The 23,891-nt window shown below is 40.9% G+C and carries 14 protein-coding genes; 12 read left to right on the forward strand and 2 right to left on the reverse strand.

Annotated features, from left to right (window positions below; translation table 11 throughout):
* The 11 genes from AAGC65_RS08720 to AAGC65_RS08770 form a co-directional block, all read left to right on the forward strand.
* Window positions 1–1,027, forward strand: a 1,027-nt coding sequence (locus AAGC65_RS08720) for a hypothetical protein (RefSeq protein WP_343112052.1), incomplete at its 5' end; no start/stop codon positions are given.
* Window positions 1,028–1,223: 196 nt separating this feature from the next.
* On the forward strand, window positions 1,224–1,967 hold the full coding sequence (locus tag AAGC65_RS08725) for a DeoR/GlpR family DNA-binding transcription regulator (RefSeq protein WP_343112053.1): 744 nt from the start codon (window positions 1,224–1,226) through the stop codon (window positions 1,965–1,967).
* Between the two features lie 260 nt (window positions 1,968–2,227).
* Window positions 2,228–3,076, forward strand: a complete 849-nt coding sequence (locus AAGC65_RS08730) for a phosphodiester glycosidase family protein (protein WP_343112054.1) — start codon at window positions 2,228–2,230, stop codon at window positions 3,074–3,076.
* A 20-nt stretch (window positions 3,077–3,096) separates the two neighbouring features.
* Entirely contained in the window at window positions 3,097–4,326 is a 1,230-nt protein-coding gene (locus AAGC65_RS08735) for a DUF1343 domain-containing protein (RefSeq protein ID WP_343112055.1), read from the forward strand.
* A gap of 72 nt (window positions 4,327–4,398) precedes the next feature.
* A complete protein-coding gene (locus tag AAGC65_RS08740; RefSeq protein ID WP_343112056.1) occupies window positions 4,399–7,683 on the forward strand; it encodes a TonB-dependent receptor in 3,285 nt (1,094 codons plus the stop codon).
* Window positions 7,684–7,702: 19 nt separating this feature from the next.
* Complete coding sequence (locus tag AAGC65_RS08745) at window positions 7,703–9,421, forward strand: RagB/SusD family nutrient uptake outer membrane protein (protein WP_343112057.1); 1,719 nt, start codon at window positions 7,703–7,705, stop codon at window positions 9,419–9,421.
* Between the two features lie 75 nt (window positions 9,422–9,496).
* Window positions 9,497–11,359, forward strand: coding sequence for a PQQ-binding-like beta-propeller repeat protein (locus tag AAGC65_RS08750; protein ID WP_343112058.1), 1,863 nt, complete (start codon window positions 9,497–9,499; stop codon window positions 11,357–11,359).
* A gap of 205 nt (window positions 11,360–11,564) precedes the next feature.
* Entirely contained in the window at window positions 11,565–12,590 is a 1,026-nt protein-coding gene (locus tag AAGC65_RS08755) for a LacI family DNA-binding transcriptional regulator (protein WP_343112059.1), read from the forward strand.
* A 117-nt stretch (window positions 12,591–12,707) separates the two neighbouring features.
* Window positions 12,708–13,382, forward strand: a complete 675-nt coding sequence (locus tag AAGC65_RS08760; protein WP_343112060.1) for a basic secretory protein-like protein — start codon at window positions 12,708–12,710, stop codon at window positions 13,380–13,382.
* 25 nt (window positions 13,383–13,407) lie between these two features.
* Complete coding sequence (locus tag AAGC65_RS08765) at window positions 13,408–14,814, forward strand: alpha-L-fucosidase (protein WP_343112061.1); 1,407 nt, start codon at window positions 13,408–13,410, stop codon at window positions 14,812–14,814.
* Between the two features lie 65 nt (window positions 14,815–14,879).
* Window positions 14,880–17,171, forward strand: coding sequence for a GH92 family glycosyl hydrolase (locus AAGC65_RS08770; RefSeq protein WP_343112062.1), 2,292 nt, complete (start codon window positions 14,880–14,882; stop codon window positions 17,169–17,171).
* Window positions 17,172–17,379: 208 nt separating this feature from the next.
* On the opposite strand, the gene AAGC65_RS08775 is transcribed toward AAGC65_RS08770, so the two are convergent.
* On the reverse strand, window positions 17,380–20,298 hold the full coding sequence (locus AAGC65_RS08775) for a glycoside hydrolase family 38 C-terminal domain-containing protein (protein ID WP_343112063.1): 2,919 nt from the start codon (window positions 20,296–20,298) through the stop codon (window positions 17,380–17,382).
* A 508-nt stretch (window positions 20,299–20,806) separates the two neighbouring features.
* The gene (locus tag AAGC65_RS08780; RefSeq protein ID WP_343112064.1) at window positions 20,807–23,140 is read right to left on the reverse strand and encodes a family 20 glycosylhydrolase; all 2,334 of its coding nucleotides are present in this window, start codon (window positions 23,138–23,140) and stop codon (window positions 20,807–20,809) included.
* Window positions 23,141–23,377: 237 nt separating this feature from the next.
* Here AAGC65_RS08780 and AAGC65_RS08785 point away from each other — a divergent pair, with 237 nt between their 5' ends.
* Window positions 23,378–23,746 (forward strand): nuclear transport factor 2 family protein, encoded by a 369-nt coding sequence (locus AAGC65_RS08785; protein ID WP_343112065.1) that lies wholly within the window; start codon window positions 23,378–23,380, stop codon window positions 23,744–23,746.
* Window positions 23,747–23,891: the final 145 nt, after the last annotated feature.

Genomic DNA, 23,891 nt, shown 5'->3' on the forward strand with positions numbered 1-23,891 from the left:
GCATAATGTATTGTCTTATTCCGGAGCTTCAGGTGGTACCATAGGCTTTGCATTGCTTTGTAATGCCCGTTATCAGAACCGTAAAAGCGTTGCTGCCGATACCGTTTTTTACCCGGTTAATTCTCTTGCTGTATACCGTAATGATTACCTTACCACCGTCCTGGTGGCATTATTGGGCAGGGATATGCTGGCCTCAGCATTGGGTATAGCTCCCTGGGCTGACAGGGCTAAATTAATGGAAGAAGATTGGGAAAGGCATACGAAAACCCATAACATGAATATGGGGGTTACGATGAGCAAAATGTGGAAGGCAAGTAATTACGAAGTGCCGCTGCTATTTGCCAACACCTTTGATATAGATAGTGGCAAAAAAGGAATAGTAGCACCGGTATTGTTGGATAGTCTTGATTTTCCGTCGACAGTGTTTGTGGAACAGGAAATTGAAGATCCGGGAGATTTGCGCCTGAGTACCGCTACTTTTTTGAGTTCCAGGTTTCCCTACGTAAGCCCAACAGCTAAATTAAACGGAAAACACCACTTTACCGATGGCGGTACGTGGGACAATTCTGGCGCCGAAACTTCATTACAGGTATTAACCGTATTTGAGCGGGTACGCGCTAAGCTGATCAAACAAGATTCTATATTTAATCATATTCAGCCACAGTTTCTTTCGCTGCCTAATGCGGCATTAAGTACGGAGCCTGCCGGTAAACCAGAAAATTTATTTGAACCACTGGCCCCCCCAATGGGCATATTAAATAGCCGGGTTGGGTATATGAAAAAATCAGACGACTGGAATTACTCTTTTTCACGCATAAAGCATTATGGATATTACCTTTTCAGGCCAACCGCAGAGCAGATACCTAACGTTAACATATGGCCTGTATTACCACTCGGCTGGCAAATTTCAGATTATGCCATGACCCGTATGCGTGTAAGCGTACTCAGAGATAGTGCCATCATTAATAAAGTAATGAACGGATTTGGCATACCTCAAAAAGAGATAAAACTATATAGTCAGAAATAATATGATTCAATTTTATCTTTAAATACTCCTTAATAGCTGTTTAAGCAGTGAATAAAAATAGCTCTTCAAAAAAATCGTGAAATATGATGCAATAAATTGAAAAACCATATGTCTTTTATTGCGATCTGTCCGTTATTAGTTACATTTTGATATAATTACAATTAATTAACTCATATAAAACCTATACTTAACAACTATGTTAAAAGAAGAAAGGCAAAATTTTATCATGAAGCAGATAAATCTGCATAACAAGGTGTTATCATCAGACCTATGCGTTAAGTTGAACGTATCTGAAGATACCATTAGGCGTGATCTGCACGAATTGGCGAGTAATTCAAAAATTAAAAAAGTGTACGGTGGGGCTATGTCGAAGTCTTTTTCGCATACCACCGGAATTAAGGAAACCTATGCCCAGGAAGCAAAAAGGCAAATTGCCAAAAAAGCTTTAACGCTTATTAATGACGGGATGACCGTGCTTTTAGGCGGGGGAACCACCATTATGGAGATGGCCCGTTTAATACCCAGGGGCAGGCGTTGCACTTTTTTTACGGTAAGCCCTGTGGTAGCTATGGAATTGATTGAGTATTCAGATTGCGAGGTGATACTGCTGGGTGGTAGCTTGCTGCACGATTCATACATTGTTACCGGTTCTATGGTGATCAACCAGCTTAACGATATAAAAGTTGATCTGTGCTTTTTAGGTACCAACACAATTTCTTTAGAAGATGGTATTACCGATTCGGTTTGGGAGGTTGTGCAGGTTAAAAAAGCCATGATCAAATCGGCCAATAAAACAGCTATTGTAAGTATAGCCGAAAAACTGAACAGTGAAGGAAAGATGAAAGTATGCAACGTAAACGCTGTAGATTATTTAATAACAGATATTGATCCGGCGGAAAAGATGTTATCCTCTTATGTTGACGTTATCAATGTACTTTAAGTTTACATTGATGAACGGGTGTTTCATCAGATTAAACACGTTAACAACAATGTTACAATAGTTATTTTTTTGAAAATATAGCCGACAGTGGCTTTTTTTATGAATAGAAATGCGGTTTTATGCGTTATTAAATAAAATAACGCATAAAGTTGGCATTTTAATTTGGTTATTAATTATATTTGGGTGCGAACATTAAGAAATTGTTGCGTGTTTGTGCGTTATTGTGTGGATTTGTTATTCTTAACCCCCAAATATTGATTATGCGTTTATTCACAATACTCCTCGTGTTCATGCTTTCGGCAGGAATTTCATTTGCACAAACAGATTCATTGACCTTTAAAAGGGTAGAATGGGAAACCAAACGCTTAGCTCCGGGAGTACATTTAAGGCAAGCCTGGTTCAGGGGTAAATCGCTATTTAAATCTAATCAATTCATATCTGTTCTGGAAATTAAGCCCAGACGTAAAAATAAGATCAGCATAGCTTATGAAGCTAAAGTAAAAAGGATAACCAGCGATTTTGGCACCCGTAACGAGGCGCTTGCAGCCATTAACGGAACATTCTTCGATGTTAAAAATGGTGGTTCTGTTGATTTTATAAAAGCTAACGGGCGGGTGATCAATCAAAACCGGCTCGAAAAAAATAATACCCGGGCAAGGCACCAGCAAGCGGCATTAGTGATAAAAGATGGTATCCTACGCATAGATGAGTGGGATGGCAGCCCCGAATGGGAGCAAAAGTTAGATGGTCAGGATGTAATGCTAACTGGCCCACTGCTGTGGCATAATGATAAGCAATCCACACTTGATTCAAATAGTTTTAATGTAACCCGGCATCCAAGATCGGCAATGGCTATAACCGATAATAACAGGGTATTAATGATTGCTGTGGATGGCCGGGATGCTAATTCGGCGGGCATGAGTTTGTTTGAACTCCGCAAAATCCTGCACTGGTTACATTGCCGGGATGGGGTAAATCTGGATGGGGGCGGCTCAACAACCTTATGGGCGAAAGGTGAGGGGGTGATAAATTACCCATCTGATAATGGGAAATGGGATCATAAGGGACAGCGCAAAGTAGCAAACGTAGTACTGGTTAAGAGAAGCTAAGTTATACTCACTTTATCATAATGAAAACAGCGATACCTGCTTTATTGATGTTGATGATCACCGGATGGGGAAAAATTCAACATCAGTATTATCGTACACCTGAATTATCTCCAATATCAAAAAAGGAACTAATCACCGGGGCCGATCAAACTGAAAAATATCTGCCTTATTTAAACGGGAAAAAAATTGGTATGGTTGTTAACCCCTCATCGCAAATTGGTGATAAGCCGAGTGTTGACAGTCTGAAATCATTAGGGGTAAATATCGTGAAGATATTTGGCCCCGAGCATGGTTTCAGGGGAGATGCCAGTAACGGCGCTCATGTTGATGATAGCGTTGATCCCAAAACCGGTATACAGGTGGTTTCTTTATATGGAAAGACCGGCAAACCAAGTCCAAAAGATCTTGCTGATGTTGACCTGATGGTATATGATCTGCAGGATGTTGGCGCAAGATATTATACCTACCTGGCAACATTGCACCGTGTTATGGAAGCCTGCGCTGAAAATGATAAGGAATTACTGATTTTAGATAGGCCAAACCCGAACGGTTATATGGTTGATGGCCCTGTACTGGATATGAAACTTAAATCGGGTATAGGTTTTCACCCTGTACCTATAGCCCACGGAATGACGGTAGGCGAGTACGCCCAAATGATCAATGGCGAAGGTTGGCTTGCCGGAGGGATAAAGTGCAAGCTTAAAATTATTACGGTAGCTAATTATAAGCACAGCATGCCTTACACGCTGCCTGTGCACCCATCGCCAAATTTAAATACGCAGCAATCTATTTTATTATATCCTTCATTATGCCTGTTTGAGGGTACTATTATAAGCCAGGGGCGCGGAACTTATTTTCCATTTACTGTATTAGGTAACCCTGATTTAAAGGATAAATATGAGTTTTCATTTACACCGCTAGGTATAAAAGGGATGAGCGAAACGCCGCTGTTTGAAAATGTCGCTTGCTACGGTCTTGATCTCAGAAATTACGATACCCGGAAACTTATCAAAAGTAAACGAATTAACCTCAGCTGGCTTATTGAAATGTACAAAGCCTATCCTTACAAAGAGCGTTTTTTTGATTTTAAACAAAGTAAGCAAATCGGAAATTTCGATAAGCTGGCCGGAACCACGGATCTGAAAGAGCAGATCATAGCGGGCAAAACCGAAAAGGAAATACGAGCCAGCTGGGAGCCTAAACTTAGCCAATTTAAAAAAATGCGCAAGCAATACCTGCTCTATCCCTGATCATATCAGCAAACTACTAAACTATTCATATCTCATCACAAGGTTCAAAACAGAACACTTAATCAACAATTCATGGAAAAAAAGCTACTCAGACTGCTCCTGGTCATGCTGTTTTTGTCTGTACAGGCTATAGCCCAGCAAAAAACAATTACAGGAAAAGTAACTTCTGCAGATGATGGAAATGCGCTGCCCGGAGTTTCAATTAAAATTAAAGGTACCCCTGATGGTACGGTTACCGACATTAATGGTTTGTACTCCATCAAAGCTAAAGACGGGCAGGTGCTGGTGTTCAGCTTTGTAAGCTTTGCAACACAGGAAATCCCTGTTAAAAACAATGGCACTATTAACGTTAAGCTTGGAGCCGATACCAAATCACTAAATGAGGTGGTTGTGGTTGGTTACGGTACACAAAAACGTGCAAATTTAACTGGCGCGGTGGCTACCGTTGATACAAAAGTTTTACAGTCGCGCCCAATTACCGATGTGGCCCGCGGCCTTCAAGGGGCTGTTCCCGGTATAACTATTACTACCGCCACAGGTGATCTGGGTACCGATCCTAAAATAAGATTACGTGGTTTAACGGGCTCACTTAATACAGGACCTAATGGTGCCGCACCTTTGATACTGGTAGATAACGTGGAGATTCCCAGCTTACAATTAATCAATCCTGATGATATAGAATCCATATCTGTATTAAAAGACGCTGCATCATCTTCTATATATGGTACAAGGGCGGCCTTTGGTGTAATATTAATTACAACTAAATCGGGTAAACGTAATGGTGCAAACCGCATCACTTACTCTAACAACTTTGCCTGGGCATCTCCAACAAGTCAGATAAAATTGGCTTCAGCGGCAGATAACTCAGAGGCATCATTATCTGCATTGCAGCGTTTTGATCCTAACACAACCAGTTTTGGCATCATTGGTTATTCTGTTGATGCCGCAGCCATACAAAAGATGCGTGACTGGGAAAAGCAGTATGGTAATCAAAACTTAGGCCCTGAAATGGTGAAAGGCCGCGATTTTGACATCATAGGGGGTAAATTATATTTTTATCGCTCATGGGATGCAGGCAAAATGTATTTGAAAGACTGGACACCGCAACAAAGCCATAATATAGGCATCAGCGGCGGCAGCGAAAAAATAAATTACAACATAGGATTAGGTTATCTCAACCAAGACGGTGTATTAAAAGTAAATCCAGATAAGTTTGATCGGTATAATTTCTCATTAGGGGTAGGCGCAAGCCCAACTAAATGGTTGGATGCACGTGCTAAAATTATATTCTCTAATACGGTAAAATCAACTCCTTTTGTGTTTTCTGATGCGCAATACGGCCCTTATTATTATTTGTATCGCTGGCCGGCCAACTACCCGTATGGTACTTACAACGGTTTGCCATTCCGCAGTGCAGTAACTGAGGTTCAACAGGCAAAAACAGATCAGGATAAAAATAATTTGTCAAGAATTTCAATAGGTGGTACCATAAAAATAATCCCGGGTTTAACCCTTGATGCTGATTATACTTATTCAGGTACTAATGAGCACTTGCATCAGACCGGTGGTAATACGATGGCTTATGATTTTTGGTCATTTAACGGAACCGCATTAAACTATACAGGTTATCAAAGTGCTTCATTTAATAAAGCAAGATATTACTCTTACTGGGCAACAGTAAATACTGGTAAATTATTTGCCACCTATAATAAAAACATAGGAGACCATGCACTTAAATTTATTTTAGGCGGTGATATAGAGCTTAATCAATACACGAGCCAGTCAACAGAGCGAAGAAATTTGCTTGACCCGGATTTTGGCGAGATAAAATTAGCAACAGGAGATCAGTTTGCTGATGGAACCGATGGACACTATTCTACATTAGGCTATTTTGGTCGTATCAATTATGCCTATAAAGATAAGTATCTGTTAGAGTTGAATGGCCGCGTAGATGGTTCATCACGTTTTCCAGCTAATAATTTATATGGTTTCTTTCCGTCAGCTTCTGCCGGTTATGTTTTAACGAAAGATTCATATATGGATTGGAGTAAAAAATTTCTATCTTTTCTGAAAGTAAGGGTGTCATACGGTTCTATCGGTAACCAGGCCGTAACAAGCAGTACTGATCTGGGACAGAGCAAATTTCTTATAGAATACCCTCCTTATAATACAGGATGGTTATTACCAAGCGGTAATACAGTTTCTATATCAACCCCTGGTTCTCTTTCGCCAATACTTACCTGGGAAACAGTAAAAACTGCCGATCTTGGTTTAGACGCCCGTTTCCTGAATGATGAGTTGGGGTTATCATTTGATGTTTTTAACAGGACTACCAGTAACATGATCACCAATGGTGCAACCCTGCCAAGCTCATTTGGTACAGACCCGCCATTGCGTAACTATGGTGAGTTAAAAGGAAAAGGCTGGGAAATAGCTATTGATTATAATCATACGTTTAGTGGAGGTTTTCATTTTAGCGCAACAGCAACGCTATCTGATGCCCAGGAAACCATTTCTAAGTATGCCAATGCCACCCAGAGTTTACCTGACCCAATAGCTGCTATGAATACCAAATATTATCAGGGTATGAAACTGGGTGAAATATGGGGTTATGAAACTGACCGTTTATTTACGGCAAGTGACTTTGCAGGTAAAGACGCAGCGGGGCATTATGTATATGCCAAAGGAGTTCCTTCACAAAGTCAAATGGAGAGCGGCTCGTTTTACTTTGGCCCCGGTGATGTTAAGTATAAAGACCTGAATGGGGACGGTATTGTTTATCAGGGTGCCAATACCGTTGATGATCATGGGGATAAAAAGATCATTGGTAACTCAACTCCGCGTTATCAATACGGGTTAAGATTAGGTGCGGACTGGAAAGGGTTTGATTTAAATGTGTTTTTCCAGGGAGTAGGCAAACGCGACCTGTGGGCAAGCGGGCCGGTATTTATCCCTGGTTTCAGAGGAGCCGAAGGCTGGTATGCTAACCAGATGGATTACTGGACAGAAACCAATCCTAATGCCTTTTATCCAAGGCCGACCAATTATGGTGCTGTTGCCGATAAATGGGATTTTCAGCCTCAAACAAGGTATTTATTGAATATGGCTTACCTGCGATTAAAAAATGTGAACCTGGGTTATTCATTCTCTAAAGGAGTTACCCGTAGGCTTGGCATCGAAAGATTGCGGGTTTTCTTCAGCGGTGAGAATATATTAACATTTGATCATTTAGGAGGCATTGAGATTGATCCGGAAACTGATTTTTCTCAAACACAGATTGATAAAGACCGTGCTGGTTTCGGACGTGTTTATCCTTACAGAAAAACATATTCTGCAGGGTTACAGGTAACATTTTAATTCTATTAAATAAGATATTATGAAAACGCTAAAATATTTAATTTTCGGTTTTATCCTCATAGTATGCGGATGTAAAAAGGCCGATGAGTTTTTAACCAAGTTACCGCTTGATAAACTAACAGACGATACATACTGGACAAGTGAAGGAAACGTGCGCACATTTGCTTTTGGATTTTACCCGACTTATTTTCCGGGTTATGCCTCAGGTTTTGACCTGAGCTGGGGCGGATATTTTTCAGGAGAAAGTTTAAATGATGATTTTGCGCCTTTAACCCCAACAACGTTTGTCAAAAACGTGCCTGCAACGGATGGAGGAGCCACTGCTTGGTCATTTGCCAATATCCGCAGGGCTAATCTTTTTATTGATCGGATCAAAAAAGTACCGATGTCTGATGAAGCCATTAAGCATTGGACAGGGGTTGCCCGCTTTTTCCGCGCATTGGAATTTGCCGGTAAAGTGAAAAAATACGGCGATTTTCCTTGGTATGGTAAAGTTTTGGAAGAAACTGATGTAAAAGAACTTTACCGTCCGCGTGATCCGCGCACAATGGTAATGGATAGTGTTTTAGCCGATTTTAATTACGCTGCGGCCAACGTTCGTACTGCTGATGCTGGTACTGGTCCGCAAGGGCTTGTTGTGAACAGATATGTGGTACTGGCGTTTATGTCAAGGGTGTTTTTGTTTGAAGGTAATTGGGAAAAGTACCAGGCCAATAATGCTGCAAAAGCCACAGAGTATTTGACAGCAGCAAAAAACGCGGCCAATGAGGTGATCACCAAAGGTGGTTATTCGGTAGGGCCAGATTACCGCAAACTGTTTAACTCACTTGACCTGACCGGTAATCCCGAGATAATTTTATACAGGAAATATCAAACAGGCCTGCTTACGCATAGTTTAAATAGCTATGTGAACAAAGAGGTACAAACCGGCGCTTCAAAAAACGCTATAGAATCGTACCTATGTAAAGATGGTTTGCCTATAGGTGTATCACCACTTTATAAAGGCGATAAAACCATTACGAATGTGATGACCGATCGTGACCCTCGTATTGCTGCTACTTTTGTACCAGCGATCAGGTTAAATGGTGTAGTTTCCAATTATTCATCATCTGGTTATGCGGTGCTGAAGTTTTTTAATGAAGATATTAAAGACCTTACCAATGGTAACAGTAGCTTAAATGATACTCAGGCGCCTGTAATACGTTACGGCGAAATACTGATAAACTACGCTGAAGCATGTGCAGAGTTAGGTACGTTAACCCAGAATGATTTGGATATATCCATCAATAAATTAAGGAGCCGTACCGGCATCAAAATGCCTGCCTTACAGGTTATGGGAGGTCTGCCTGCCGTAAACGGTAACGTTTATGACGACCCTAAGCGCGATCCTACAGTAACGTCACTGTTATGGGAAATACGCCGTGAACGCCGTACCGAGCTTATGATGGAAGGCTTCAGGAATGATGACCTCAGAAAATGGAAAAAGTATCAATACCTGGATACGCAAGGCAATCCTGATATTAACTTAGGTGCCTGGATAAACAGGGCCGATTATCCTAAAACGCTATCCGTAGCTACACAAAATAACGCAGCCGAGGGTTACGTTGTTCCGGCTACTAAAGCCGAAACGCAGCGTATATTTAATGACCCCAAGGTTTATTTAGCACCACTGCCTTTAGATCAGATCAAATTGTATAAAGATCAGGGGGTAGATCTGAAACAAAACCCCGGCTGGTAATAAAGAAATAATATTAAAATTAAACCCTTCCTGTATTTTCGGAAGGGTTTTTAAATTATACTAAAGCTTAATTATATGAAGTGTAAAAGGTTAAGTACACTATTGTTGCTGGTTCTGCTAACTACAAGCATCACCCGGGCGCAAAGTTTCAAATTCGCTTTTGTTTCTGATACTCATGTTAATATCGGAAACCCTACTGCAGCGGAAGACCTGCGCAGAACTGTAAAGGATATCAATAATAATCCCGACCTGAAGTTCGTGGTAATTACAGGTGATATAACCGAATTTGGGGCCGATGAGGAGTTGAAACTGGCCAAGCAAATTCTGGATAGTTTAAACAAAAAGTGGTATATCATTCCGGGTAATCACGATTCAAACTGGTCAGAAAGCGGGAGCAATTCCTTCCGCAAGGTTTTTGGTTCAGAAACCTTTGCCTTTAACTATGGTGGGTATCAATTTGCAGGTACCAGCTGCGGGCCAAATATGCGCATGGGGCCTGGTCAGGTGCCACGTGAGAATATTGTTTGGCTCGATTCTGTGCTGAACCATACAAAGCCCGAAACTCCTCTGATCTATCTGAATCATTACCCGCAGGATTCATCCCAAAATAATTGGTACACAGTTATCAACAAACTGAAAACTAAAAATATCCAGATGATATTATGTGGTCATGGGCACAGTAATCACGTGTTAAATTTTGAAGGTATACCAAGTATTATGGGCCGGTCTAACCTAAGAGCTAAAGATAGTATCGGTGGGTATAACATCGTGACCATTCAAAACGGGAAGGCCACGTTTGAAGAGCGTACACCCGTTATTGAAAAATCAAGAAAATGGGCCGAGGCAGAACTTTTTGACCATCACTTCGGTAAAGATACAGCTCATTATTATCGCCCTTCATACGCGATGAATAAGGAGGGCAAAGTAAAGGTTTTATGGGATTACCAGGATCAAAGTGATATTGGCGCGGGAATGGCTGTTGCCAATAACAAAGTCATACTGACCGATACTAAGGGATTAATTTATGCCCTTGACCGTAAAACAGGAAAGCGGATCTGGGCATACGCTACCGCGGGGAAGATGTATTCTACACCATGCGTATCAGGTAATTATGTAGTAGCGGGTTCGTCGGATAAATACATTTATTGTATTTCAGCAGTTACAGGTAAGCTAATCTGGAAAAGCGCCGCAGAAAAAGCGGTTGTGGCATCCCCTGTAATTGAAAACAAAACTGTTTACATTGGAGCATCTGACGGACATTTCCGTGCATTTGATTTAGTCACCGGCAAGTTGGTGTGGGATTTTGATCAGGTAAAAGGATTTGTGGTAGACAAGCCTTTAATATATCAGGGTAAAATATATTTTGGATGCTGGGCCAATGATTTTTACGCGTTGGATATGGCCACCGGTAAATTGGTATGGAAATGGAATAATGGCATGTCTAATCGTATGTTTTCGCCCGCTGCATGTTATCCTGTAGCTGCCAATAACAGGATATTTATAGTTGCTCCGGATCAGTATATGACCTCTTTGGATGCCTCAAGCGGGAAAGTATTATGGCGCGAAAAGGTACGTGGCACCAGGTTCCGTGAGTCGATGGGATTATCAACAGATAGTTCATTGGTTTACGTGAAAATTATGGATGGTAAGTTGTTAGGTATCTCAACACAGGCTGATTCAATGCAAATTGCCTGGAAATCGTCTTTACAACTGCCTTATGAACTTTGCCCTTCTGCCATAGTTGAACATAAAGGGGTAATTTATGTTCCAACCCATTCGGGTATCGCGTACGCTGTTGATCGTAAAAGCGGCGATGTGTTATGGAAATACAAGGTGTCAAATTGTTTAGTAAACCCTATATTACCTACCGATCAGGCAATTTATATAAGCACAATGGATGGTAAAGTAAGTAGTCTGCAAAGCATAAAGACCAAATAAAATAAGGTTGCTTTTTACTAAACAGGGCTGCATGGTATTACCATGCAGCCCTGTTTGTTTTTAACCAACGCAATAAAACATAATAACATTTGAGTTGCTATGCTATATATGTGCTTTGGTAAAAATTTATATTTTTACCAATAAGCATGTTTGCAATACTTGCTGTTCATATATAAACCCTAACAATTACGAAAGAGCACCTGTAATGATCAATAAAAAACTATCTATAAAGGATATTGCCAAACTTACCAATACATCAATTACAACGGTATCTTTTGTTTTAAATGGCAAAGGGCGTATTAGCAAAGAGATCTCAAAAAAAATACTGGATGTAGCCGCTAAAAATGGTTACGAACCCAATCGGATGGCCGTGGGGCTGCGCACAGGGGTTTCTAAAGTAATAGGCTTAGTGGTTGAAACTATTGGCGGGGTGTTTTTTGGGGAAATGGCCAAGGTAATAGAAGAAGAAGCAGAGAAGGAAGGTTACCGGATAATTTATTGCAGTACCAACAATAATATTCAAAAAGGGAAAGATGTAATTAAAATGCTTTCGCAACAATTGGTTGATGGATATATAGTTACTCCAATGAAAGGGTTAGAGAAAGATATCCAGAACCTGATCGCGAATGAAAAACCGGTAGTGTTAATTGATGGCTATTTTCCGGGGCTTGATATTCCGTACGTATTGGTTGATAATTATAACAGTGCGTTCAATGCTGTTGACCATCTTTTACATGCCGGGTATAAAAACGTTGGCCTTGTAACAGCCGATCTTGACCTGGTTCAATTGCAGGATAGAGCTCAAGGGTATAAGGACGCTTTAAAGGCTCATCATATTAAGGAAGATAAAAAACTGGTATTCAAACTACCTTTTCAGGCAGGTAAAGAGGAGTCAATAAAAGCGATAAAAGCATTTATAGAACAGCATAAGCAAATGGATGCGCTGTTTTTTACTACCAATTATCTCGGTACAATGGGTTTGGAGTGTATTCAGGAATTACAATTAAGCATCCCAAATGATTTGGCTGTAGTTAGTTTTGACGATAATGAAGTGTTTAGTTTATACCCGCCGGGCATTACTACCGTGCGTCAGCCTACTTATGAGATAGCAAAATCGGCAATTGACTTGTTATTATCCCAAATGAATGGCGATAAGGATGATATATCAAAAGTTAAATTGCGAATACCCTCTCAATTGATACAGCGCGGATCAACCATACTTAAAAATTAGAAGGATTTTTTGCTTGAAGGATCAATAAATAAGCGATAATTTATTTAAGTTTGATAAAACGTTTTACTTAATGATAAATAAGTAAAATTACACTACAATCTAACGCTTACATAATCAATGAAAAAAGTATTTCTCTTAGGTGCGCTTATCGCACTTGTTTTTGCGCAAAAAAGCAAAGCCCAATCTACCGAAGTTTTTAATAAAAAAGGGTACAAGCTAACCTTTGAAAATCAGGATGCTACATTTAGTCCCGAACTGAAAACTAAATTGATTGAAACCTTTTATGAGGTTTATCCTAAACTGGCAAAAACTTACAATAAAAAAACTGCCAAAAGTGTAACTTTTGTTATTGATACCGCTTATGATGGTGTAGCCGCTACAGATAATGGCCGGGTTGTTTTCAGCTCAAAATACATGACTAAACATCCGCATGATATTGATGTGGTTACTCACGAAGTAATGCATATAGTGCAGGATTATGGCCACAATAACAATGGCCCGGGTTGGTTAACCGAAGGGATTGCAGATTATGCCCGCTTTAAATTTGGTGTGGATAATGAAGGCGCTAAATGGACATTACCTGCTTTTAAACCTACCCAAAAATACGAGAACAGCTACCGCATTACCGCCCGTTTCCTGGTTTGGATTGAAAAAGGGATAAAACCAGATTTGGTAAAAGATTTGGATAAACAGTTACGCGAGCATACTTTTACTGATGATAGCTGGAAAAAAGAAACCGGCAAAACATTAGATGAACTTTGGACAGCTTATGCTGCTAACCCATCTATCTAAGTACGCCAATTCAATAAGACTCTATATGATGAAACTTACAGGTGGTAAAAGTATCTGGATAGCACTGCTTTGTGTGCTTCCTTTTATATCAAATGCACAAAGCAATAAACCGGTAAAGCCCCTTGCGCAATTGCAGCAGGAGTTTGTTGATCTGCGTTTTGGTATGTTCATCCATTTTAATATACCAACCTATATGGATCAGGACTGGGCAGATCCGGAAGCATCGCCGTCTATTTTTAATCCAACCAAACTTAATTGCGATCAGTGGGCTAAGGCAGCCAAATCGGCGCATATGAGCTATGGTTGCATTACCACCAAACATCATAGCGGTTTTTGTATCTGGGATACCAAAACAACAGATTATAACGTGATGAACAGTCCTTTAAAAAGGGACGTAGTAAAGGAATATGCCGATGCATTCAGGGCTAATGGTTTAAAGGTGTTTTTATACTATTCTATATTGGATACGCATCACCGTTTGCGCCCTAATGCTATAACGCACAAGCATATTGACATGATCAAGGCGCAAATTACCGAACTGCTTACCAAGTATGGCGATATCGGCGCATTGATTATCGATGGCTGGGATGCACCCTGGTCGAGAATATCTTATGATGATGTACCTTTTGAGGAGATATACCGCCTGGTAAAATCACTACAACCCAACTGCCTGGTGATGGATCTTAATGGTGCTAAATATCCGGCGGAGGGTATGTATTACACCGATATAAAAACCTACGAGCAGGGTGCTGGTCAGCATATATCCAAAGAAAACAATAACATGCCGGCACTTTCCTGCTATCCTTTGCAAAAGCATTGGTTCTGGAATTTGTCTGACCCGAAAGATGAAGTGAAAGACCCTGTAAAGCTGGTGAATGATAACATAATCCCTTTTAACAATGTTGATTGCAATTTTATCCTCAACGTAGCACCTAACCGCGATGGTTTAATTGATGACAACGCTTTGGCTGCCCTTAAAAAAATAGGGGAGATGTGGAAAAATGAAGGTCCGGTTGCTAAATTACCAAAGCTGGATGCACCTATCATTTCATCAAATCTGGCTAAAAATCAGTTCTCTAATTCAAGCTGGAGCGATGATTCTGAAATTATGGATTTCGCTAATGACGATAACTTCAAAACATCATGGGTATCAAATCCAACGGTGAAAAATCCGTGGTATGAGATCACATTTGATAAAGATCAAGGATTTAATACGATTGCTATTGCCGAAACGAAACCGAACATCACCAAGCTTTGCCTGCAATATTGCGAAAACGGCGTTTGGAAACCCATATTTTCTGGCGAGAACAAAAACAAGATCAAGATATTCCGTTTTGATCGGGTTTGGGGCAGTAAAGTACGAGTATTGGTAGATGCTGCTGATCATCAGGTTTCTATTGCCGAGGTTGGTGTTTATAATGAAAGAAGATAACTATTTAAGACTATCGCAAGACAAAGATTTTCCATTCCCTGGTTAAGGGAAACTAATTACATAAAATGAAACATTTATTTACTGCATTTTTATTAGGCACTGCCGCGATGGCCGGTGCGCAAACACACCCGGCAGAAAAACTGGTACAATACGTTAACCCCATTATTGGTACGCAGCGTATGGGCCACACGTATCCGGGTGCTACTGTACCATTTGGTATGGTGCAGCTAAGTCCGGAAACAGATACAGCAGGGTATGAACTCAATGGTCGTTATAACCCTGATGTTTATAAGTATTGCGCCGGTTATCAGTATGACGATAAAACCATAGTTGGTTTTAGCCACACCCATTTTAGCGGTACAGGCCATTCTGATCTGGGCGACTTTCTGATCATGCCAACAGTGGGTGCTTTAAAGTTAAATCCGGGCACAGCCGATAAACCTGGCAGTGGTTACCGCTCGGCATTTTCGCATCAGAATGAGGTCACCCAAGCCAACTACTACAAAGTAAAGCTGGATGAAAGCAACATCATTGCCGAAATGACCACTACTACACGCGTGGGCTTTCACCAGTACACTTTCCCTAAGTCAGATCAATCGCATATTATATTGGATCTGATGGCTGGGATTTATAACTATCCGGATAAAAATGTTTGGACCTATGTAAGGGTATTAAATGATTCAACCGTGATAGGTTACCGCCAAACCAATGGCTGGGCACGTACACGTTCCCTTTATTTTGCCATGAGTTTCTCTAAACCATTTTTGCAGCATGGCTACAAAAAATATGATAAAGGCGAAGTGTATAAAGGTTTCTGGGGCAAATTCAATCAAACCAAAAACTTCCCAGAAATAGCCGGTAAACAGATCAGGACCTATTTCGACTTTAAAACAGAAGAGGGAGAAAAGATCAAGATCAAATTTGCTATTTCGCCGGTAAGTATGGATGGCGCATTAAATAACATGCGTACCGAAATACCTGGCTGGGACTTTGACAAGGTGAAGAACGATGGTCAGCAGCAATGGGAAAACGAACTGCACAAAATAGTGATACAAGGCAGCAAGGAAACAAAAGAGAACTTTTATACTTCCATGTACCATGCCATGATCAACCCAACCATTTATATGGATGCCGATGGCCAGTATAAGGGGCTTGATCAGAATGTACACAAAGCTGATGGCTTTACTAATTATACCACCTTTTCTATGTGGGATACTTACCGTGCTCTGCACCCGCTGTTCAATATTATTGATCCTAAGCGTAATGCCGATATGGTACAATCCATGATGGTTCATTTTGATCAGAGCCCTGAGAAAATGCTTCCTATATGGTCAAACTCGGGTAACGAGAATTGGTGCATGAGCGGTTACCATAGTGTAGTGGTACTGGCAGATGCCGTTGTAAAAGGCAATGCCCCGTTTGATGCTAATAAAGCTTTGGAAGCCTGTGTAGCCACCGCCCGCCACCGCGATTATGAAGGTATTGGTTCTTATATTGATTTGGGTTATATACCTGATGAAAAAAGTGGTGTATCTGTATCATCGACATTAGAATATGCTTTTGACGATTGGGCTATAGCACAAATGGCTAAAAAACTAAACCGTAACGATATTTATGAGGAGTTCATTAAACGCTCTCAAAGCTATAAAAACGTATATGATGCCAAAGCCGGTTTTATGCGCCCTAAGCTAGCCAACGGAACATTCCGTCAGAAGTTTGACCCATTAAGCACCATTAACGAAGGCTTTATTGAAGGTAACTCCTGGAACTACACCCTGTTTGCTCCACAGGATCCAGAGGGTCTTATCAAGTTGATGGGCGGTAACAAGCGTTTTGTAGGTTATCTTGATTCATTATTCACCATGAACCTGCCGGATAAGTATTTTGCCGAAACTGAGGATATAACCCGCGATGGTATCATCGGTAACTATGTACACGGGAACGAGCCATCGCACCACGTGGCTTACTTGTATAACTGGACAGACAAACCGTGGAAAACCCAAGAACGCATTCGCATGATATTACCACGCATGTACAAACCCACACCAGACGGTTTAGGCGGCAATGATGATACCGGACAAATGAGTGCCTGGTACATATTCAGCTCTTTAGGTTTTTACCCGGTTGCTCCAGGCTCTGACCAATACTCAACCGGCAGCCCGGCTGTTAACGGAGCGGTGATCAACCTGGATAACGGAAAAACGTTTACGATTAACGTTAAAAATCAAGGCCCTAAAAACGTTTATGTACAAAAGATGGTGCTGAACGGAAAAACACTTGATGGGTTAACCATAAGCCATGCCGATATTATGAATGGCGGCGAGATCACTTTTTACATGGGATCAAAACATAAATAGATTTATTGGAAAAGTAAAAGCAAAGGGCCCGGATCATTACAATCCGGGCCCTTTTAATTATAATTAACAATCCATGCGTCATTGCTTGGTACCTTAATGACACGTGGATGTAATGAACAAATAAGAGAAGATTTACGAAGTTTTCAAAACTTCGTAAATCTGTATAATCTCCTGACTTAGAATTTAGAGTTTAGGATTTAGAATTTATCTATTGCTCAACCCTAACACTGATTACTCCTTTAGCAGGAATAGTAAAATGTTCATTTAAGCTCTTAAGCTTATCCTCCATCAGGTTACTTTCCCAGATCTTAATAACAGCACCATTGGTTGGGGTAAGACTTACTTCTGTATCGGTATTACCTGCGTTCACCAGTTGTGCGATAACACCTTTCCCGTCATCGGCGGGTTTTATGGCTTCTACATAAACCTGGTTACTGTTGATCTTGAAGAACAGGCCTTTTTCAGCTTCACTGGTGGCAGCAGCTGCAATTAAAGGTTGATGGTCGTTGAGGCCGGTTTGATTGGCTTTAAAGCTATCATAGCCGCCATCATGAGCCTGTATAAAATAATGGAAGGTAGCAGGTCCTTCCTGGTCAGCCCTGAAGTTGGTATGCCACAGGTTATTCATCACCCACGAATAAATATTTGATGATTGCGGAGTGAATGAAAGCCATTGCGGAGCATGATGAAGACCACCCAGTAAATTAGCTGTAGTGATATTACCGATTTCAAATAAAGGTGCGTCAGGGCTTGTCCAGGTGATGCCATATGATGCATTCGAAACATCAACCCAGCGCTGCATCGTAAACCAATTGTGGTTAGCATAAGGCAGCTGGTCGGCCTCGGCGCGGGCACTACCCCAGGGAATGCTGTAACGCACCTGTGCTTCCGGAACGTTGAAAGGGAAAGCAAAATGCACACTTTCTTTACGCCTGATAGCAGTTTTATCAATAGTGTTGATCAGTTCAACTTTATCTATGCCGTTAACCAATCTTACCTCGCGTGTAAGGCCTTTTGTACCCGGAGCATCTGATTTGATCAGTAAACTTACAACTAAGGGGCCTTTTTCCTTAATGTTGATGTTCGCGTCTGCACTGCTAACCAGATTTTTGAGCGAATCACCGGGCATATATAGGTATTGGTTGAGCCCGGCCGAATCTGCTGTTACATAATTACGTGTAGGTGATGCGGTTTTGGTTAACTTAACGATGTTTCCTGTTTTGGTATCAACAGTCAGATTATAAATGCCATTAGTTAACGTATTTGCTGTTGCCTTTGCTGATGTTTTACCAGAGAATGCTTTACCTGTATTAATGCTATAGGTGCTTTTACCTAAGGCTGGTACGGCATCGGCTACAAAAATAAGCTCACCGGTAGTTAGGCGTTGAGATGCTATTTTTTTTCCGGAAGCGTCTTTAACCAGATCGCCGACTTTACTTAACGCTGCAGATACATAAACCACATCAGTACGAGGCCAGGCAGTAGTATTATAAATATCAATAGCATTGGTTTTGGCAGATGCGGGTTTTAAAGCCGCTGCCATTAAGGAATCAACCTGTTTTTCTGCTTGTAGTACATAACCTTGTTTTACAGCCCATTCGCTTTTTACCTTTTCATCATCGGGTTTGCTCACACTGTTGTATGCTCCCCAGGTATGTTCATTGTATAGTAGCAAATTTTTCCAGGTATCATCAAAATCAGTTACAGGGTAGGTCGGTTTGTTACGAATAGCCCAAATAGCTCCGGTTTGTTTCAACCTGTCAGATGTGCTGCGGCTTAAGGCGGTTTCTTTTGCTGCCGATGATACGCCATCTGTCCAGTATTCGGTGTAATCGCCGTTAAAGGATGGGATATCGTTTTTGTATTTGCTTTCCAGATCCGTAAAGAATTGTTTTACCGAGGTGATAATGAGCTTTGGCGAATCATAATGTTCGTTCCAGGCCTTAACAGCATCAGGTAACTCCGGATCAATGGGAGCGTTATCACTCATGGCCCAGGTCAGGATAGACATGCTGTAAGGAAAGTTGTTTTGTTCCAGATCGCCCAGGTATTGAAACAAGTACGGGTTCAGGAAGTTCTCTGTTGGTTTACCGGTATAATAAGGTTTAGGTTCATCAATAGTGAAAAAGTTGGGGATCTTGCTGCCCTTAAGCTTGTAAGCGATAGAGTAGGGCTGGCACTGCCAGAATAATAATTTTTGCTTGCCCGATGGCGACAACCAATAAAAAGGTTTGTCCTGCCATTTGGCAAGATTGCCAATACGGTCAGACGCGTTTGGCCCCGACAAAAAATATTTAATACCGGTTTGTTCGGTCTGGGCTGCAAGTCCCCATGAGGCTCCCGGAACATCGCCCTGAAACATGGTATGTATCTCAATACCCTGCTCCTTAGCCAGTTTTTGCGATTTGGCGAACATCTGCATCAGCTGGCGCGAATCGGTCATGCTGGTATTGATGTTGCCATAAGCGCCGTCAAGGTTTATCCAACCCTTTTTAACAGCATTCCAAAAACGTGCTTTCTTTTCCGGGCTGGCCAGCTTAAGGTAATTATCAACTACCCATATGGCTTCGGTGGTCCATTTATAACGCGCTTCAGCAGGGTAATTTTGTGTTTTTTCTGCCAGGTCAATAGACTCATCAATATTGTCCATGTGCAGTTTCAACACTTTAGCCTGGGTGTTAGTATAGCCAATATCAACATGTGAGTGCGGCAGCAAATATACACTCCAATTATTACGGGCAGGTTCAACAATACAACGGGCTACATAGATTTGCTTATTAGCAGTTAAAGTTATGGTAGCTTGTGTAGCAATTTTTATGGGAGGGCCGGCTAGAGCTACTTCAAAAACATCCAGGCCATCGGCACTGGCGGGGATAGTTATATTTTCGGTTTGGTTATTAAAGGTAACTACAGCAGTAGCTGCATTGTAGCTTTTACCGTTTTTAAACAACAGCCTGGCTATACGTCTGCTTTCGCCATTGTATTTCATATATGCCACCGTGGGTTGGAGGGTAATTGAGGTAAAGGTCTGTTTTACCTTTTGAGCATATGCGCTTATAGCGGACATGCCGATAAAAAATAGAATAGCAGCAAAGCGGAGAGCCTGCCTGTTGTACAACTTTTTCATTCTTTACGATTTAAATAAGTTAGGGCTGCAGATTTTATATGTTAGTATGTACAAACATATGTTTTTAAGGTGTATTATTCAAGTATAGGTATTTAAATTATCGGGTATTATAATAGCTTTAAAATAGCAGTTCATTTTTCTTAATAATTAAGGCTATAAATGTGCTGATTTTTAACGTATAGGCACTTTTATTAATAAAAATGTTATAATGACAATTATTGAAACCATTATAAACCAGCATTGTAGTTAATTAAGAGTTAATTATCTACCTAAAACTAAACATTATGATAGTCTTATTGATCGCATTATTAGGGAGTTCGGCTTTTGGTTATTTCATCGCGGATAATACCAGTGAAGACGAATGTTAAGCTATTCCTGTTTAGGGAAGTTTGTTAAAGTGAGAGAGGAGGAGTTAATCTGTTTAGATTAACTCCTTTTAATCGCATTAATTATTAGTAAAACAAAGCCCATTATAATTTATAACGGGCTTTGTATCGAAGGGAATTTTTTAGTTAAATAACGTTGCTGGGTCAATCTCTTTTTTACCAACAGCTCCGGGAGCGCTGATAAAAACACGTAATGGCGTTTGCCTTATACGGTACTGGCCAGGTATAGGTGCCGGTACGTTATATATGTATTTAACTTTAATTTTATGAAAGCCTTTAGCCAATGGTAAAGCGGGTTCGGCCTCAGTTATTTTTTCGCCATCAATTTGTACTTCGGTATCGGTGTATGATGCCTGCGAAAAATTGTAAGCCCCATCTGCCGGAATGCTGATGTATCCATTGAAGACCATTCCGAAGTTAGGGTTATCTTTTTTCAATGCTTCCGCACTAAGCTTATCGGCCACTACTGAGTCTTTTACAGCTATGGCAGCATAGTCAAGCTGATCTGGTGTTGTAAATTTGCTCTTGATCAATTTGCAGGTCAGTCCGACTTTGTTGGCTGAATAATCTGTTGACGGCATGAGTCCTTTATTAACCATCAGGATGCGGGTAGCTATACTACGGCGACCGGTAGGGGTGATCACCCGGGTTTTAAATTCCCGTTTTTCATTTGGCGGAACAATAATGGTAACCGGCGATGAATACTCCCAATCGGTATCCAGCGGATCGCGACCATTATAGGTGATATAAATTTTAGCTCCGGGAACTACAGATTTTGGAGCAAAAGTGAATTTGCTGCCAAAAACCATTGTATCAATAACGGTGAGAGCAGTAGGCACTCGATAGTTGTAATGAAGATTTTCCAGTCTGGCAAAATGTTTGGCCAACCTTACTTCAGAAAAATTGGTATAGTCCTTATTTTCGGGCTTACTCCAGGCCACTTCCGATAAAGCAAACAGGCGCGGCATGATCTGGTATTGTAGTTTGGCAACGGTGGGTACATACTCCGTCCATAAGTTACCCTGGGTGCCTATTACATATTTTTGCTCTTCGGGTGTCAGTTCTTTTGAAACCGGATCGTAGTTATAGGTTTCGTCTAAGGCCGCATACCTGCCAAATGACACCGGTTCCTGTGGCGAGCCGCTTTGATAGTGGTCAAAGTAATTACCGGTTGTTTGCGGCGTCATGATCACGTTATGTTTTTGACGTGCGGCTGCAATACCACCTTCTTCACCTGTCCAGCTCATTACGGTTGCATTTGGCGCCAGGCCACCTTCCAGTATCTCGTCCCAGCCAATAATGCTGCGGCCTTTGGAGTTCAGAAATTTTTCTATGGTTTGAATGAAATAGCTTTGCAATTCATGCTCATCCTTCAGGCCTTTTTCCTTGATTAAATTCTGACAAAATACCGATGCTTTCCAGGGCTCTTTATTGGCTTCATCGCCACCAATATGAATGTATTTACTCGGGAAAAGCTCCATTACCTCGGTCAGTACATTCTCCAGAAAAGTAAATGTTTCGGGAGTAGGGCAATAGATATTATTTACCTCCCTTGCCGGTACCTTGCTGTCAGCAGGAAGTTCGCACTTTAATTCCGGGTAAGCCCTTAATGCGGCTTCAGAGTGGGCCGGCATTTCAATTTCGGGAACCACGTTAATATAGCGGGCAGCGGCAAATTTCACTACATCCCTGATCTCATCCTGGGTATAATAACCGCCGTAAGATAGGGAGTCGGGCCAGTCGCGGTTGGTACCATACATGGTTTGCATCCGGTAACCACCAACCTGGGTTAGCTTAGGATATTTTTTGATCTCGATGCGCCAGCCCTGCCCATCAACCAGGTGCCAGTGAAAATTGTTGAGTTTATAAGCGGCCATCAGCTCAATAACTTTTTTAACCTGTGGTACGGTAAAAAAATGGCGGGATACATCCAGCATCATACCACGGTAACCAAAGCGTGGGCTATCTTCAATGGTGATGCAAGGCAGTTTTTCCGTACCTGAAGTTTCAACCGGGAATAGCTGCATCAGACTTTGAATACCATAAAACAAGCCGGCATCTTTACCTACAAGGGTTATTCTGCGTGGTGTTATGGTTAGTTTATATCCTTCTTTAGGTAAGGTAGCAGCTCCTTTGGATGTAATTATTAAAGTAGTGCCTTTGCTTGATTTTATTTTTGGATTATATTTTGATAGTTTGTTGTTGAAATGGCGGTTATTTAAAAGAAAATCTTTCAGAAACAGAACGTTTCTGTCTTTAACATTATCTGCCTTGATCTGTGTTAGCTGACTAAATACAAAGGTACCCTGGCCTGTTGTTATAGAGGCAGGAGCGGGGATAATACCATAATGTGGATCATCAACGGTGGTTTGTGCTTTTGAGCCAAAGGTAAATAATAGCAGGGCGCATAAAGTAGTTAACAGGGTTTTGGTTTGCAGAGAATAATGTTTATTCATGATCAAGGATAAATGGATAAGTAAACCGGATTGCTTTACGCTAAAATACTTTATAATAATTTAACGTACAGGATATTGGTTTATGTAACAAATAATTGACAAAGAGGTAGGGTTATTGGAGAGTGAACAGGTTATTAAAATGGTGGAAATGTTAATCTAAATTTAAAATGTATTGTTATGATATTGAACAATTTATCAATAACTTTAATATAAGCAATAACCATAAAATTCCCAGTTATGAACACGCAGGATGTAGCCAATAAATTGATACAGCTTTGCCGGGAAGGCAAAAATGTTGATGCAGTAGATGAGCTTTATGCCAATGATATTGTAAGCTATGAACCAAAAGGCTCGGATATGGAAATAACGGAAGGTAAAGCCGCTGTAATAAATAAAAACAAGCTTTGGTTTGATATGGTAGAGGAAATACATGGTGTTACCATATCAGAACCTATTGTGAGCGGTAATTTTTTTGCCTGTGCTATGGATATTGACGTTACTTACAAAGGAATGGGCCGCGACACGATGAATGAGATCTGCGTTTATGAAGTTGAAGACGGCAAAATAATTTCTGAAAGATTTCATTACAGCATGCAGCAAGCATAGCATTAAGATACTCCAATTGTAAACTTCAGATCCCCGCAACGCCTGTTGCCGGGGATTTTTATTTTATTATGTATTGCTAAATTTATAGCATTGAAATTTAACTGAACAATTTGAACAGAACTAATGCGAATATTGATAGTTAATT

The organism is Mucilaginibacter sp. (genome assembly GCF_039207105.1).
Classification (GTDB): domain Bacteria; phylum Bacteroidota; class Bacteroidia; order Sphingobacteriales; family Sphingobacteriaceae; genus Mucilaginibacter.